General features: G+C 68.7%; 11 protein-coding genes. 5 read left to right on the forward strand and 6 right to left on the reverse strand.

What is annotated here, in order from left to right:
- Nucleotides 1-97: 97 nt before the first annotated feature.
- Entirely contained in the window at nt 98-364 is a 267-nt protein-coding gene (locus ACEUEL_RS15005) for a DUF2934 domain-containing protein (RefSeq protein WP_405707057.1), read from the reverse strand.
- Nucleotides 365-590: 226 nt separating this feature from the next.
- On the opposite strand from ACEUEL_RS15005, the gene ACEUEL_RS15010 reads away from it, so the two are divergent.
- The 4 genes from ACEUEL_RS15010 to treY all read left to right on the forward strand — a co-directional run bounded on the left by ACEUEL_RS15010 (nt 591) and on the right by treY (nt 7,257).
- Nucleotides 591-767, forward strand: a complete 177-nt coding sequence (locus ACEUEL_RS15010; RefSeq protein WP_405707059.1) for a hypothetical protein — start codon at nt 591-593, stop codon at nt 765-767.
- Nucleotides 768-842: 75 nt separating this feature from the next.
- Nucleotides 843-2,906, forward strand: coding sequence for a glycogen debranching protein GlgX (glgX, locus tag ACEUEL_RS15015; protein ID WP_405707061.1), 2,064 nt, complete (start codon nt 843-845; stop codon nt 2,904-2,906).
- Nucleotides 2,903-4,684 (forward strand): malto-oligosyltrehalose trehalohydrolase, encoded by a 1,782-nt coding sequence (gene treZ / locus ACEUEL_RS15020; RefSeq protein WP_405707063.1) that lies wholly within the window; start codon nt 2,903-2,905, stop codon nt 4,682-4,684. The genes glgX and treZ overlap by 4 nt, the downstream gene beginning before the upstream one ends.
- Nucleotides 4,681-7,257, forward strand: a complete 2,577-nt coding sequence (treY, locus tag ACEUEL_RS15025; RefSeq protein ID WP_405707065.1) for a malto-oligosyltrehalose synthase — start codon at nt 4,681-4,683, stop codon at nt 7,255-7,257. Before treZ ends, treY begins: the two co-directional genes overlap by 4 nt.
- A gap of 9 nt (nt 7,258-7,266) precedes the next feature.
- On the opposite strand, the gene yjfF is transcribed toward treY, so the two are convergent.
- From yjfF to ACEUEL_RS15050, 5 genes are all read right to left on the reverse strand, one after another.
- Nucleotides 7,267-8,280, reverse strand: a complete 1,014-nt coding sequence (gene yjfF, locus ACEUEL_RS15030; RefSeq protein WP_405707067.1) for a galactofuranose ABC transporter, permease protein YjfF — start codon at nt 8,278-8,280, stop codon at nt 7,267-7,269.
- Between the two features lie 11 nt (nt 8,281-8,291).
- Nucleotides 8,292-9,284: an ABC transporter permease gene (locus ACEUEL_RS15035; protein ID WP_405707069.1), complete on the reverse strand. Its 993-nt coding sequence runs from the start codon at nt 9,282-9,284 to the stop codon at nt 8,292-8,294.
- Nucleotides 9,285-9,295: 11 nt separating this feature from the next.
- Nucleotides 9,296-10,864, reverse strand: coding sequence for a sugar ABC transporter ATP-binding protein (locus tag ACEUEL_RS15040; protein WP_405707071.1), 1,569 nt, complete (start codon nt 10,862-10,864; stop codon nt 9,296-9,298).
- 101 nt (nt 10,865-10,965) lie between these two features.
- The gene (gene ytfQ, locus ACEUEL_RS15045; protein WP_405707072.1) at nt 10,966-11,931 is read right to left on the reverse strand and encodes a galactofuranose ABC transporter, galactofuranose-binding protein YtfQ; all 966 of its coding nucleotides are present in this window, start codon (nt 11,929-11,931) and stop codon (nt 10,966-10,968) included.
- 133 nt (nt 11,932-12,064) lie between these two features.
- Nucleotides 12,065-12,598, reverse strand: a complete 534-nt coding sequence (locus tag ACEUEL_RS15050) for a cupin domain-containing protein (protein WP_405707583.1) — start codon at nt 12,596-12,598, stop codon at nt 12,065-12,067.
- Nucleotides 12,599-12,982: 384 nt separating this feature from the next.
- On the opposite strand from ACEUEL_RS15050, the gene ACEUEL_RS15055 reads away from it, so the two are divergent.
- Nucleotides 12,983-16,636, forward strand: coding sequence for a PAS domain S-box protein (locus tag ACEUEL_RS15055; protein WP_405707073.1), 3,654 nt, complete (start codon nt 12,983-12,985; stop codon nt 16,634-16,636).
- Nucleotides 16,637-16,667: the final 31 nt, after the last annotated feature.

Raw genomic sequence — 16,667 nt, forward strand, 5'->3', positions numbered from 1 at the left:
GGACGCCGCGCGCGAGCGGGCGACGGCCCGCCAGCCTCCGCCCGGCCGCGGCAGGATCACGGTGGCAGAGCATCGCGGCAGGATCACCGTGTCGGGATCACCGCGGCAGGCGCCGCCGCGGGATCGCCATCTCGCCCTGGTCGGTCAGGGTCGGGAACTCGCCGGCATTGGTCAGCGCCTCGATCGGCTCGACCGGCGGCGCGGCGCTCTCCTCGACCGGCTTCAGCGCCGCCGCGCCGTTCTCCTCCACCGCGACGATCTCCTTGGCCTGGAACCAGTGCGCCTCGGCGCGCCCGTCCGGACGGCCCTCCTCCTCCCAGAGCTTGTGCGCACGTTCACGAATGCGGTCTTCACGCTCGTCCATCGGATCCTCCCATGAGCTGCGCGATCAACGAGGTGACGCACCAGAGCGTTCCAGCGCGCCGCATTTCGCACCCGCAGCAAATTGCGGCGGAAACGCGGGAACCATCGCCGTGGCGGCGACGTTCTCGTCGCACACGTCAAGCGAGACTGCGTCGATGCCCGATCTTCACTGGGATGCACGTTTTCAACGGCCCTTCCAGACCCGGGAAGGACGCCGTCTATGCACCTTGCGCGACGCCGACCAGTTCATCCGCGGCCACAGCGCCAATCTCGGCCACCCGCTGGTCACCGGCACGCTCACTGCCCTGCGCCTCGCCGCCGGCAGCGGCTCGCGGAGCGATACCGGCCGCGCCTTCGCCCGAACCGAGCGGCTGATGCGCGCCAATCGCTGGGGCTGGAGCTGAGCCGGACGCGCCCGGGCCACCGCCAGTCCTTTGCCGTCTTCCCATCCTGATTCCCCTCGCACCGGTGACCCGCTTATGCGCACGATACTGCCCGGCTCGGCCTTCCCGCTCGGCGTGACGGTCGACGACCAGGGCACCAACTTCGCCCTGTTCTCCGACAACGCCACCGGCGTCACGCTCTGCCTGTTCGACCGCTACGGCGAGACCGAGCAGGAGCGCATCGACCTGCACGAATGCACCAACGGCGTCTGGCACTGCTACCTGCCGGGCGTCGGGCGCGGGCAGGTCTATGGCTGGCGCGTGCACGGGCCGTGGGCGCCGGAGGCCGGCCACCGCTTCAATTCCAACAAGCTGCTGCTCGACCCCTATGCCCGCATGCTGGTGGGCAATATCCAGTGGGACGACGCGCTCTACGGCTATACCATCGGCGCCGGCGACGACGCCGACCTCGTCATGGACGACCGCGACAGCGCCCCCTTCATGCCCAAGGCCCGCGTCGTCGCCGGCATGCCCTACACCTCCACCCAGCACCTGCGCGTCTCCTGGGCCAAGACGGTGATCTACGAGGGCCATGTGCGCGGCCTCACCATGCGCCACCCGCTGGTGCCCGAGGCGATCCGCGGCACCTTCACCGCGCTCGGCCAGCCGGAATTCATCGACTACCTGTCGAAGCTCGGCGTCACCGCGCTGGAGCTGCTCCCCGTCCACGCCTTCACCCAGGACCGGCACCTGATCGACCGCGGCCTCGCCAATTACTGGGGCTACAACACGCTGAACTTCTTCGCCCCCGAGCCGCGCTATCTCGGCGAGGACGGGCTCGACGCCATCGGCGAGGCGGTGGACCGGCTGCACCAGGCCGGCATCGAGGTCATCCTCGACGTGGTCTACAACCACACCTGCGAGGGCAACCATCTCGGCCCGACGCTCTCCTTCAAGGGCATCGACAACGCGTCGTACTATCGCCTGCTGCCCGGCAATGGCCGCTACTATGACGACATGACCGGCTGCGGCAACGCGGTGAACACCGACCACCCGCGCGTGCTGCAGATGGTGATGGACTCACTTCGCATGTGGGCGTCGATCTACGGCGTCGACGGTTTCCGCTTCGACCTCGCCACCACGCTCGGGCGCCGTCCCACCGGCTTCGACCCCGGCCACGCCCTGTTCAATGCCATGCTGCAGGATCCCACTCTCGGCGGCCTGAAGCTGATCGCCGAGCCGTGGGATGTCGGCCCGGGCGGCTACCAGCTTGGCGCCTTCCCGCCCGGCTTCTCCGAATGGAACGGCGACTATCGCGACAAGGTGCGCGAGTTCTGGTGCGGCTCGGAAGGGCTGCTGCCCAGCTTCGCCACTCGCTTCGCCGCCTCGCAGGACATCTTCGCGGAGGGCAAGCGCCGGCCGTGGTCCAGCGTGAACTTCATCACCGCCCATGACGGCTTCACCCTGCACGACCTCGTCACCTACAACGACAAGCACAATGAGGCGAACGGCGAGGACAATCGCGACGGCCACGACGACAACAAGAGCTGGAACTGCGGCGTCGAGGGCGAGACCGACGACGCGGCCATCAATTCCCTGCGCCGCCGCCAGAAGCGCAACCTGATCGCGACGCTGTTCCTCTCGCAGGGCGTGCCGATGCTGCTGGCCGGCGACGAGCGCTCCAACTCGCAGGGCGGCAACAACAACGCCTATTGCCAGGACAACGAGATCGGCTGGGTCGACTGGTCGAACGAGGACGAGGAACTGACCCGCTTCGTCGCCCGGCTCGGCGAGCTGCGCAAGACCCATTCCTCGCTGTCGCGCCCGGAATTCCTCACCGGCGCCCGCAACGCCATGGGCCAGCCGGACGTCGCCTGGTTCAACAATGGCGGCGAACGGATGAGCGAAGCGAACTGGGCCGATCCCCACTCCAAATGCCTGACGCTGCGCCTCGCCCCGGTGCTGGAGGGCGAGCCCTCGCTGGTGATCATGCTCAACGCCGCCCATGTCGACGTCGATTTCGTCGCCCCCCCCGTCGAAACCGGCCACTGGGAGTCGATCCTCGCCACCGGCGACGATCTCGAAGGCCATGCCGTCGACGGCGGCGGCCCCTTCACCGTGCCGGCCCGCACGCTGCTCGTGTGGGAATGGCGCGCATGAGCCGTGTCGGCTTCGGTCCACGGACGGACGCCGGCCTGACGCGCTTCCGGCTCTATGCGCCCGACGCCGCTGCGGTCGCGCTCGAGCGCGACGGCGCCGCCCCGGTGCCGATGGCGGGTCCGCGCGACGGCTTCTTCACCACCGCCGTCGCCGGCCTCGCCCCGGGCACGCGCTACCGGTTCCGCGTCGGTGCGGGCGACGATGCGCTCACCGTGCCCGATCCCGCCTCGCGCGCGCAGGCCGCGGATGCCGATGGCTGGAGCCTCGTGCCCGCGCCGCACGCGCCGCGGCCGGCCGCTCCCCTGCGCCCCTGGCACGAGGCTGTGATCGCCGAGGTGCATGTCGGCACCGCGACTCCCGAAGGCACCTTCCGCGCGCTGATCGGGCGCCTCGATCATTACCGCGACGCCGGCTTCACCGTGATCGAGCTGATGCCGGTCGCCGACTTCACCGGTCGGCGCAACTGGGGCTATGACGGCGTGCTGCTCTACGCCCCCGACACCGCCTATGGCACGCCGGACGATCTACGCGCCCTCGTCGAGGCCGCCCATGATCGCGGCCTCGGCATGATGCTCGACGTCGTCTACAACCATTTCGGCCCGAGCGGGAACTATCTGCCCGCCTATGCGCGCGCCTTCTTCCGCGAGGACATCGCCACCCCGTGGGGGCCGGCGATCGATCTCGGCAATCCGGTGGTCCGGGCCTTCTTCACCGAAAACGCCGCCTACTGGCTCGCCGAGTTCGGTTTCGACGGGCTGCGCTTCGACGCCGTGCACGCGCTGGCCACCGACAGCGCCAAGGTCTTCCTCGTCGAGCTCGCGAGCGCCTGCCGCGCCGTGCGGCCCGACGCCTGGCTCGTGCTGGAGAACCACGACAACATCGCCGAATGGCTGGTCGACGGGCGCTCGCTCTACACCGCGCAATGGAACGACGACTGGCACCACGCCTTCCATGTTCTGGCGAGCGGCGAGAGCGGCGGCTATTACCGCCCCTATGCCCGCGACGCCCTCGGTGCCGCCGCCCGCGCGCTGGCGGAAGGCTTCGTGTTCCAGGGCGAACGCTATCCCGACGACGAGGGCTTTCCGCGCGGCACGCGCTCGCGCGAGCTGCCGCCGACCGCCTTCGTCGCCTTCGTCCAGAACCACGACCATATCGGCAACCGCCCGCTGGGCGACCGGCTCGCCGGCACGCTCGACCGCGAGCGCCTCGCCTTCCTGCGCTTCGTGCTGATGCTCTGCCCGCAGATCCCGCTGCTGTTCCAGGGCGAGGAGGCGCTGCTCGACAAGCCGTTCCCGTTCTTCTGCGATTTCGCCGGGGATCTCGGCGAGGCGGTGCGGACCGGCCGGCGCGGCGAATTTCCCGACTTCTTCCGCGACCACGACGCCGGCAGCTTCCCCGACCCGCTGGACGAGGCGACGTTCCGCGCCGCCACGCTGCGGGCGGAGGATTTCGAGACGGCGCCGGCGCGCGAGGAACTCGCCGCCTTTCGGGCGCTGGCGGACACCCGCCGCGCCCTCGTCTGGCCGCTCACCGACGGCGCCTTCGTCGGCGCGGACATGGTGCGCGAGACGGGCGGGCTCCTCGTCACCTGGCATTTCGCCGCCGGCAGCCTCGCCATGGCGCTGAACCCGACCGCGGCGCCCGCGCGGATCACCGTGGCCGCCGGCGTCGCCGGCACGGAGCCGGCGGCGCGTGTCGGCGACGTGGCCCTGACGGCCGACGGCGCGCTCGCGCTCGGCGCCTTCGCCGCGGCGGTGTGGAGGCTTGCCCGGCCATGACCGCACCCGCCCCGCTGCCCCCGCTCCTCGCCACCTACCGGCTGCAGTTCCACAAGGGCTTCACCTTCGCCGACGCCGAGCGCCTGGTGCCCTACCTCGCCGGCCTCGGCATCAGCCATCTCTACGCCTCGCCGATCACCACCGCCGTGCCGGGCTCGACCCATGGCTACGACGTCGCCGACCCGACCCGGATCAACCCGGAACTCGGCGGCGAAGAGGAGTTCCTCAGCCTCGGCCGGGCGCTCGCCGCCCACGGCATGGGGCTGCTGCTCGACATCGTGCCGAACCATATGGCCGCCTCCAGCCACAACCCGTTCTGGATGGCGATGCTGGAAGAGGGACCGGACAGCGCGGCGGCGCGGCTGTTCGACGTCAAATGGGACAGCGGCCGGCTGCTGCTGCCCGTGCTCGGCGATCCGCTGCAGGCGACGCTCGCGGCCGGCGGGGTCAGCCTGCGCGCCGACCCCGCGGCGGGACGCATCCTCGCCGTCTATGCCGATCACGCCTTCCCGCTGCGCGCGGAGAGCGTCGCGGCGCTGCTCGACGCTCTGCCGGGCGACGATCGCACCGATCGCACGGACCGGTCCAGATCGGACTCATCGTCCACCTCACCGCACTCACTGGTCACGGCGCGTGAGCGCCTCCGGCAGCTCGATCCGGCACAGCGAGCGGCGCTGGACGATGCGCTGGCGAAAGCCGATATCGCCGCGGTTCTGGCCGCCCAGCACTGGCGGCTCGCCTGGTGGCGCACCGCCGCCCACGACCTCAACTACCGGCGCTTCTTCAACATCACCGACCTCGCCGGCGTGCGCGTCGAAGACGACGAGGTCTTTGATATCGTTCACCGTTTGCCGTTCGACCTGGTGCGGCGGGGGCTCGTTCACGGCCTGCGCATCGACCACATCGACGGGCTGGTCGATCCGGCAAGCTATTGCCAACGCTTGCGAAATTGCGTCGGGCCGGATGTGCCGATCCTCGTCGAGAAGATTCTCGAGCCCGGCGAGACCCTGCGGCCGTGGCCGATCGACGGCACCACGGGATATGAGCGGCTCAATCATATCAACGGGTTGTTCGTCGATCCCGAGGGCCACGCCCGCCTCGAGGCGGCGCTGCGCGAACGCCATATCCTGGTCGGCAGCCTCCCCGAGCGCCTCGCCACCGCCAAGCGCCAGGTGCTGGAGACCAGCCTCAGAGCCGAGGTCGAGCTGCTCGCCGGCCTCGCCCGCGACGGGCTGGACGAGGCGATGGCCGCCGGGGATCTCACCGACACGGCGGTCCGCGACGGCGTCGTGGCGCTGCTAACCCATTGCCCGGTCTATCGTTCTTACGCGACGAACGACAGCCACGACGCCGGGGATGTCGCCATCTGGCAGGCGATCCGGTCCGCCGTGGCGGCCAACGAGAACCCGCTGACCGCCGCCGCCGCGAGCCTGCTGCTGGAGCGCGTCGAGCACCCGCTGACGGCGAGCGACAGGGAATTCCGCCTGCGTTTCCAACAGGTCAGCGGGCCGGCCATGGCCAAGGGCTTCGAGGACACCGAGCTCTACCGCCACCCGGTGCTGCTCTGCGCCAACGAGGTCGGCGGCAGCCTCGAACACCCCTCGCGCACACCGGCGCAGATGCACGCCCTCGCCACCGCCCGCGCGCAAGCCGGCGCGCGCGACCTCATCCCGCTCGCCACCCATGATACCAAGCGCGGCCCCGCAACCCGCGCCCGCCTCGTCGCTCTCGGCGGGCGCGCCGAATTGTGGCTCGATTTCCTCGACGAGGTCGATCCGCTCTGCCGCCGCTTCACCCACGAGGTGGACGGTGCCGTGATGCCCGATGCGCTCGACCGCCACTTCATCCTGCAGACGCTGTTCTCCGCCTGGCCGATCTCGGCCGAGCGCATGCAGGTCTACCTGACCAAGGCACTGCGCGAGGCGAAGCGCCATACCGACTGGGAGACCCCATCGGAAACCTATGAAGCAGCCAGCCTCGGCTTCGCGCGGGCCCTGATCGAGGCCCCCGAATCGGCCGATTTCCGGCAGCGGCTCGACAGCCTCTGCGAGAGCCTGGCGCCTGCGGCGCAGATCGTACGGCTGGGGCAACTGGTGCTCCAGCACACGCTGCCGGGGACGCCCGATCTTTATCAGGGCACCGAGCTGCCGGATTTCTCGCTCGTCGACCCCGACAATCGCCGTCCGGTGGACTGGGAGGCCCGCATCAAGGCGCTGGCCGCCACCGGCGCCCTCGCACGCGAGGACGCCGAGCATCTCGCGCTGACCCGCGATCTGCTTGCCCTGCGACGCCGCAACGCCGCGCTGAGGGAGGGCGACTACCGGCCCGTCGACGTCGCGCCTTCGCCCTGGCAGTGGTTCGGCTTCGAACGGCGCCGGGGTGAGACCGCGGTGCTCGTCCTCCTGCCGACCCGCGTGCCGGAAGGAGCGCAGGAGAACGCCAGAGCGACGGTCGATCTCGCCGCGCCCCTCGCCAAGGGCTGGCGGACACACGATGGCGAGGCCCTCCCCGGCGGCGCGAAGCGGCTCGAGTTCCCCGCCGGCCGGCCGCTTCTGGTCGCCGAAAAGGCCTGACCCTCCCGGCTAGGAATGAGCTGCCAGAGCGGGCGCGCCGCGCCGCGGGCGGCGGGCGAGATGCACGGTGAGCTGCTGGAAGGCGATGAAGGCGAAGAGCAGCAGGCCCGTGGCAATCTTCGCCCACCAGCTCGAAAGCGAGCCGTCGAAGCTGATATAGGTCTGGATCAGGCCCTGGATCAGCACGCCGAGGAACGAGCCGAACACGAAGCCGTAGCCTCCCGACAGCAGCGTGCCGCCGATCACCACCGCGGCGATGGCGTCGAGCTCGACGCCGACGGCGGACAGCGAGTAGCCGGACGATGTGTAGAGCGAGAACACGATGCCGGACAGCCCCGCCAGCACGCTCGACAGCGCATAGATGAGCACGGTGGTGCGGTTGACGTTGATGCCCATCAGCGCCGTGGCCGTCCGCGAGCCGCCGAGCGCATAGACATTCGCGCCGAAGCGGGTGAGATGCAGCAACGTCATCCCCGCCGCGACCACGGCCAGCATGATCATGGCCGGGACCGTCAGCCGCGCGCCGCCCTCGAAGCGCAACGCATGGTCGGACAGGTGGGCATAGAGCTCGGCGTTGATCGGTATCGACTCCGTCGACATCAGGAAGCTGAGCCCGCGCGCCAGAAACATGCCGGCCAGCGTGACGATGAAGGGCGGAAGGTCGAAATACTGGATCACCGCGCCCATGCCGGCCCCGAAGGCCGCGCAGAGCAGCAGGATGAGGGCGAAGGCCGCGAGCGGCGGCACGCCCCAGCGCTCGATGGCCAGCGCCAGGAACACCGTGGTGAAGCCGATCACGGAGCCGACCGACAGGTCGATGCCGCCCGAGATGATCACGAAGGTCATGCCCACCGCGACGATGCCGAGAAAGGCGTTGTCGGTCAGCAGGTTCATCACCACCCGCAGCGAGGCGAAGTTGGGGTAGATGGCCGCGCAGACAAGAAAACCCAACACGAACACGACGCTGGTGGCGAGCACCGGCGTCAGCCGACCGAGCGAGCGCCGAAGGGATGCGTAGGCCATCGGGGTCCCCTTCACTTCCGCCGCTCGAACAGGACGCTGAGCCCGGCGAGATGGCCGCCGAGCCGGGGCGACTGGGCGAGCAGCACGGCGAGCACCACCACCGCCTTGACGACGAGGTTGGTTTCTGGCGGGAAGCCGGAGAGCAGGATGCCGGTGTTCATCGCCTGGATGATCAGCGCGCCGACCACCGCGAGGATGATCGAGAAGCGCCCTCCGAACAGAGAGGTGCCACCGATCACCACCGCGAGGATCGCGTCGAGCTCGAGCCAGAGCCCGGCATTGTTGGCGTCGGCGCCGAGGATGTCGGCCGCCGCCACGATGCCGGCGAGCGCGGCACACAGGCCGCTCCACATGTAGACGGCGACAGTGATGAGCCGCGTGCCGATGCCGGCGAGGGCGCTGGCGCGCGGATTGCCGCCGGTCGCCTCGATCATCAGCCCGAGAGCCGTGCCGCGCACGATGGCGAGCGTCAGCGCGGTCATGCCGAGGGTCAGCACCACCGGCGTCGGCAAGCCGAGGATCGAGCCGCCGCCAAGGAAGGCGAGATCCGGCGAGGAGAAGGTGACGATGCGCCCCTCGGTGATGAGCTGGGCGATGCCCCGGCCCGCGACCATCAGGATCAGCGTCGCGACGATCGGCTGGATGCCGAGCACGGCGACCAGGAAGCCGTTCCACAGCCCGCAGGCGAGGCCGACGCCGAGCGCGGCGGCCAGCACGACCGGCAGCGCATGGGTATCCGCGAGGCTGGCGGCGATCGCTCCGCAGATCGCCATCACCGCGCCCACCGAGAGGTCGATGCCGCGCATGGCGATCACCAGCACCATGCCGAGCGAGAGCAGCGCCACCGGCGCGCCGCGGTTGAGCACGTCGACAAGGCTGCCGAACAGCCGCCCGTCCTGCAGGCGGATGTCGAAGAACTGCGGCGAGACCAGCCAGTTTGCGAACAGGATGAGGCCCAGCGCGACGAATTGCGCGGTGCCGATGCGGGGAAGGCGCAGCGCCATGATGGCCCTCCTCACGACGCCAAGGCCGGCGCCGGCTCCGGCGCGTCGGCGATGGCGGCGAGGATGGCGGGCACGCTGACCGCCTCGCCGGTCAGGCGCGCGACATGGGCGCGGTCACGCAGCACGATCACCTCGTTGGCATAGGTGACGATCTCGTCGAGTTCGGACGATACCACGAGCAGCGCCATGCCCTCCGCACACAGGTCGCGGATCAGCTTGATGATCTCGGCATGAGCGCCGACGTCGATGCCACGCGTCGGCTCGTCGAGGATGAGCAGGCGCGGCTTGGTGGCGAGCCAGCGGGCCAGCAGGGCCTTCTGCTGGTTGCCACCGGAAAGTAGGCCGATCGGACGTTCGGGATCGGGCGGGCGGATGTCGAGCAGGCGGATGAAGCGGGCGGCGATTTCATCCTGTTCGCGCCGCGAGAGCGGGCGAAACGCGCCGCGCTGGGCCTGCAGCGCCAGCACGATGTTCTCGCGCACGGTGAGTTCTGCAACGATGCCCTCGGTCTTGCGCTCTTCCGGGCAATAACCGAAGCCGAGCCGCATCGCCTCGCGCGGCGAGCCGATGCTCACGTCGCGCCCGTCGACCCGGACACGGCCGCAGTCGCCCTTCTCGGCGCCGAAGACAAGACGCACCGTCTCGGTGCGCCCCGAACCGAGCAGGCCGGCGAGGCCGACCACGTGACCGGCCGGCAGCTCGATATCGAACGGGGCCACATACCCCGCCTTGCCGTAGCCCGCGAAGGCGGCGACCGGCGCCCCGCCCGCGGCACCCTCGCGGGCGGGGCGGCTCGCGGTCGCCTCGCTGAGCTCGCGGCCGAGCATCAGCCGCACCAGATCGATCCGCGCCAGCTCGCCGATCGGCGCGGTGCCGGCGAGACGGCCGTTGCGCAGCACCGTGATGCGATCGCAGACGGCGTAGACCTGATCGAGGAAATGCGTGACGAAGACGATGCCGATGCCGCGCGCCTTCAGCTGGCGCATGACCGCGAACAACACCTCGACCTCGTGGGCGTCGAGGCTGGCGGTGGGTTCGTCGAGGATCAGGATGCGCGCGGACTGGTCGACCGCGCGGGCAATGGCGACGATGTGCTGGATGGCGACGGAATAGCTCTCGAGCGGGGCTCCGACATCGATGGACAGGCCGAACTCGGCCAGCAGCACTTCCGCGCGGCGGCGCATCTCGCCCTCGCGCACGAAGCCGAACCGCGTCGGCTGCCGGCCGAGGAAAAGGTTCTGCGCCACCGAGAGGTTGGGCGCCAGATTGACCTCCTGGTAGACCGTGGCGATGCCGGCCTTGAGCGCCTCCTCGGCCGAGCGCGGCGCCATCGCCTCGCCATCGACCCGCATGACGCCGGCATCGCGCGTCACCACGCCGGTGATGGTCTTGATGAGCGTGGACTTGCCGGCACCGTTCTCGCCGAGCAGCGCATGGATCTCGCCGTGCCGCAGGGTGAAATCGATGCGGTCCAGCGCGACGAAGCCGGCAAATGATTTGCAGAATCCGCTGATCGCGAGCAGCGACGGTTTTTCGCCCGCTCCGGGAGAAGAGGGCGTGAGAGCATCGTCAGGAGACATCGCGGCCTCGGAAGCGCAGGACGGCCGGGGCGGGCCGGAACGGAGTCGAACCGGCCCGCGTGACAGGAAGCGGTCCGCGGGACACGCCCGCGGCAAGTCGCTCAGTAACCGAGGTCCTTCTTGGAATCGTAGATGGCCTTCGGGTTGTCCGCCTGGGTGTAAAGCTTCGATTCGGTCTGGATCCACTTCGGCGGAACGGTGCCCTTGGCCTTGTAGGCCATGACCGCATCGAAGGCCGGGCCGGCCATGTTCGGCGTAAGCTCCACCGTGGCATTGGCCTCGCCGGCCGCCATCGCCTTGAAGATGTCCGGCACCGCGTCGATCGACACGGTCAGCACGTCGGTGCCGGGCTTCAGGCCCGCTTCCTTCATCGCCTGGATGGCGCCGACCATCATGTCGTCATTATGGGCGTAGACGGCGCAGATGTTCTTGCCGCCGCCTTCGGCCTTGATGAAGCTCTCCATCACTTCCTTGCCCTTGGCGCGGGTGAAGTCGCCGGTCTGGCTGCGGACGATCTTCACGTTCGACGCCGAGGCGATGCCGTCCTCGAAGCCCTTCTTGCGGTTGGTGGCGACCGAGGCGCCAACCGTGCCCTGCAACTCGACGACGTTGCACGGCTTGCCGGCGACGGTCTTCACCAGCCACTCGCCGGCGACCTTGCCCTCATGCACGGAATCGGAGGTGACGGCGGTGAGATAGAGTTCCTTGCCGGACGGGTCGATGTCGCGGTCGAGCAGCACCACGGGGATCTTGGCTTCCTTGGCTTCCTTCAGCACCGCATCCCAGCCGGTGGCCACGACGGGTGCGAGGAAGATGGCATCGACGCCCTGGGCGATGAAGGAGCGGATCGCCTTGATCTGGTTCTCCTGCTTCTGCTGGGCATCGGCGATCTTGAAATTGATGTTCCGCTTCTTGGCTTCGGCCTTGGAAACGGTGGTCTCGGCCGCGCGCCAGCCGGATTCCGAGCCGATCTGCGAGAAACCGATGGTGAGGTCCGCGGCATGCGCGCCGACGGAGAAGAGCGTGCCGGAGACGGCGGTCGCGAGCAGCAAGGCCCTGAAAGTCATTGGCGTTTCTCCCATGGGGTGGAGTCCTCGCGCCACGTCCCGGGCGCTTTCGGACGGGGTATCTATGCCACAGCTTTTCCGGGCTGAATAGTCATACTGTTTTACTTTTATGCCCGAGATGCGCGCGCTGAACTCATTCGGTGGGCTGGTCGCTCCGGCGAAGCGGCGGTCCGATGAACTCAACGTGCCACTTCAGTCCGAACGCGTTGAGCGCCGCCGTGTCCGGAACCCCGTCCCGCATCACGCCTGCGAGTTCGGCAAAGAAAGCGGCGGCATCGAGCGACGGTGTCATCAGGATGTACTGGCGTGCCGGGGCGTCGGTGACATTGACAAAGCCATGGGCCATTCCGCCGGGAATGCAGACCACATCGCCTGCCTCCGCATAAAACCGTCGCCCGTCGGCTTCGTAGAGATAGCGCCCCTCGATGACGCGGAAGATCTCCGCCTCGGGATGGCGGTGGCGCGGCGGGCCGAAGCCGGGCGCATTGATCGTCTCGATGAGGCAGAACGCCCCGCCGCTGGCGGCGGGCGGCATGCGCACGAAGAGATCGAGCCCGATGGCGGGAATGCGGATGGGAAGTTCCGCCCCCTTGGAGTGGAGAAAGGAAAGCGACATTGCCGGCCCTCGCAAATGGGGAACGATCCCCCGAGAGTGCCCCGAACGCATCTCCGGCAAAAGACGATGCGGCCTCCTCCCCGCGCGTTTTCGCCTACCGACCCGCGCTGAGTCGAGCGATTGCCCAATCACTCCTCTTCCCCCTCAGCACCAGACATTCCCCGCAGGCGTCCGAGGACGCGGTCGCCCCTACCAACCAGGGGCGACGGATAGCAAGTTGCGATCCGACGGCCCGGAGCGGCTATGCTCAGCCCGCGGAGAATGATCGCAGCCGCTGCCCCCTACGCGCCCCCCTGCCGCGTTCCGCCCGACATGAAGGCCGGGACCAACGGTAAAATCGGTTGCCGGCAGGGAACTCTTTTACCGTTCGAACGTTTTTGCCGGTTGATATGTCTCGAGAGTTGCGTGCGGCCCGGTCTGGGCCAGGGGGTTTCGATGGGGCCGGATCGTCGCGCGGGGTTTTCCGACCGCGCCTTTCTCACCGGCGGCGGGGAACTCGGGCGGCGCATCGGCGATCATGACTGGTCGAAAACGCCGATCGGCTCCATCGACGGGTGGCCCGGGAGCTTGCGCAATACGATCAGCCTGATGCTGGCGAGCCCGGTTCCCCTCGTCCTGCTGTGGGGCGAACTCGGCGTCATGATCTACAACGACGCCTATTCCATCTTTGCCGGCGGGCGCGACAGCCGACTGCTCGGTGCCAACGTCCTCGAAGGCTGGCCGGAAGTCGCGGATTTCAACGCCAACGTCATGCGCGTGGGCCTGGCGGGCGAAACTCTCAGCTACAGGGATTTCCCGCTCACCCTCCTGCGCGACGGGCATCCCGAACAGGTCTGGCTCAATCTCGACTATTCCCCGGTGCGCGGCGAGGACGGCAGACCCGCCGGGGTGATCGCGGTGGTGGTCGAAGTGACCGAGGCGCACCACAACCGCGCGGCGCTGGAGGAGAGCGAGACCAAGCTGCGTTTTCTGGACGAACTCGGCCGTGCGGTAGTCTCGCGTCCGGCCGCCGAGGAGATTCTTGCCATTACGACGCAGATGACCGCCCGCTATCTCGGCGTGTCGAACTGCGCCTATGCCGACATGGACGACGACGAGGACGGCTTCACCATCCGCGGCAACTGGCACGCTCCGGGCTCCCCGTCGATCCTCGGCCATTACAGACTCACCGATTTCGGCACGCTGGCGGTCCGCGAACTGCGCGCCGGACGGCCGCTGGTCATCAACGACAACCGCGCCGAACTTCTCCCCGAGGAAGCCCGGCAGTTCGAGGCGATCGGTGTCGCCGCCACCATCTGCATGCCCCTCATCAAGGAGGGGCGCCTCGCGGCGCTGATGGCGATCCACGACAAGGTGCCGCGCCGCTGGTCGGATCATGAACTGGGCATCATCCGCGAGGTAACCGAACGATCCTGGGCGCACATCCAGCGCGCCGGCGCCGAAGGCGTGCTGCGGGAGCGCGAGGCCCACAACCGCCAGATTCTCGACAGCGCGATCGACTACGGCATCGTCGCCACCGATCTCGAGGGACGCATCACGCTCTGGAACAGGGGTGCGAGCGAGATGCTGGGCTGGTCCGAGCCCGAGATGATCGGCAAGCCGATGTCCATCTTCTTCACGCCCGAGGACCAGGCCTCCGGCCGGCCGGAGGCCAAGCGCCGCGAGGCGCTCGAGACGGGCCGCGCCCATGATGCGCGCTGGCACGTGAAGAACTCCGGCGAGCGCTTCTGGGGCCTCAGCGAAATGAGCCCGCTGCGCAACGAGGACGGCATGCCGATCGGCTTCGTGAAGCTGATGCGCGACCAGACGCAGGAATATCAGGCGCAGGCAGCGCTTCGCCAGAGTGAGGAACGCCTGCAGCGGGCGCAGGTCGCCGGCGGCGTCGGCCTGTTCTCGGTGGATATCGCCACCAGCATGATCAGCGCCACACCGGAATTCTGCCGCATATTCGGCATCGCCCATGCCGAACAGATCCCGACCGCAAGCGTGGAATGTCTCGTCCTGCCCGAGGACGCCGCCATCATCTCGAATGCCGCCAAGCGGGCGACAGGGTCGGCGCCGCTCGACGTGGAGTACCGCATCCAGCGGCAGGACACCGGCGAGGAACGCATCATCGCCCGCAAGGCCAGCTACGAGCGCAACGACGCGGGCGAACCGGTGCGGATGGTGGGCGCCGTCCAGGACGTCACCGAGCGCCGCCGCATCCAGCTGGCGCTGGAGAAGAGCGAAGGCCAGTTCAGCGCCCTCGCCCAGAACATGCCCAATCAGGTCTGGACTGCACGCGCCAATGGCGAACTCGATTGGTTCAACCATCAGGTCTACGCCTATTCGGGCGCCGAACGCGGTAGCCTCGACGGCAACGGATGGACGCGGATCGTGCATCCCGACGACATGCCGGCCGCCGCCGAACGCTGGGCGCAGGCCCTCGCCTCCGGCACAACCTACGAGACCGAGTTTCGCCTGCGCGACGCCGGCGGCACCTATCGCTGGCACCTCGCGCGCGCTGTACCCCTCACCGATGCGCGGGGCGTGGCGACGTCCTGGGTTGGCACCAATACCGAAATAGAGGCGCAGAAACGCGCCGAGGAAGCCTATGCCCGCGATCGAGACCGGCTCTGGACGATCAGCCAGGACTTGATGCTGGTCTGCGACTTCGAGGGTGTCATCACCGCCGTGAACCCCTCCGCCAAACGCTTGCTGGGGTGGGAGGAGGCCGATCTGGTGGGTGAATCACTCGCCGCGTTCCTGCATCCGGATGATCTCGAGATCACCGCCCGCGAGATCGGCCGCCTGTCCAGCGGCGCGACGACGTTTGCCTTCGAGAACCGCTACCGCGCCAAGAACGGCGAGTATCGCCTGGTGGCCTGGACCGCGGTGCCCCATGACGGCCGTATCCACGCGGTGGGGCGCGACATCACCGAGCAGCGCGGCACCGAGGAGGCGCTCCGGCAGAGCCAGAAGATGGAGGCGGTCGGCCAGCTCACCGGCGGCATCGCCCATGACTTCAACAACCTTCTGCAGGGCATTACCGGTAGCCTCGACATTCTCGGCAACCGCATCGCTCAGGGGCGCACGGACGACCTGACGCGCTGGCTTGCCGGCGCGAAAAGCTCGGCCCAGCGCGCGGCGGCGCTGACGCATCGCCTGCTGGCCTTCTCCCGCCGCCAGCCGCTGGACCCACGCCCCGTTCGGGCCAATCCCCTCATCGCCTCGCTGGAGGACATGCTCCGGCGCACGCTCGGCGAGCGCATCCAGCTCGAACTGGTTCTCGCCGGGGGGCTCTGGCTGACCCGATGCGACCCGAACCAGCTCGAAAGCGCGATCCTCAATCTCGCCATCAACGCGCGCGACGCCATGCCCGACGGCGGCAAGCTCACCATCGAGACCTGCAATGCCCATCTCGACAGCCACTATGCGGCACGTCAGCGTGATGTGAAGCCCGGCCAGTATGTCTGCATCTGCGTGACCGATACCGGTATCGGGATGAGCAAGGAGATCATTGCCCGCGCCTTCGAACCCTTCTTCACCACCAAGCCCATCGGGCAGGGCACCGGCCTGGGCCTGTCGATGATCTACGGCTTCACGCGTCAGTCGGAAGGGTATGCTCGCATTTATTCGGAGGTTGGCCACGGCACCACCGTGAAGCTCTACCTGCCGCGCCATCGCGGCGAGGAGGACCCCGAGGAGATCGCCACCAGCCTGCGGGATGCGCCGGGCTCGGATGCGGGAGAAGTCGTGCTCGTGGTGGAGGACGAGGCCGTGGTGCGCGGCCTCATCGTCGAGGTGCTGGGCGAACTCGGCTACCGCGCGATCGAGGCAGGCGACGGTCCAAAGGGCCTCGAAATCCTGCAGTCGAACCGGCGGATCGACCTGCTCATCACCGATATCGGACTACCGGGTCTGAACGGGCGTCAGGTTGCGGACGGCGCCCGCGTCACGCGGCCCGACCTCAAGGTGCTGTTCATGACCGGATATGCCGAGAACGCGGCCCTCGCCTCGGGTTTTCTCGAGCCCGGCATGGCGATGATCACCAAGCCGTTCGCCATGGATGTCCTCGCCAATCGCATTCGCGAGATCATCGGCGGCTGAGGTCGACCGGCCGCCGGGCGGGACGGTCGAC

It is taken from the genome of Ancylobacter terrae, assembly GCF_045108345.1.
Classification (GTDB): domain Bacteria; phylum Pseudomonadota; class Alphaproteobacteria; order Rhizobiales; family Xanthobacteraceae; genus Ancylobacter.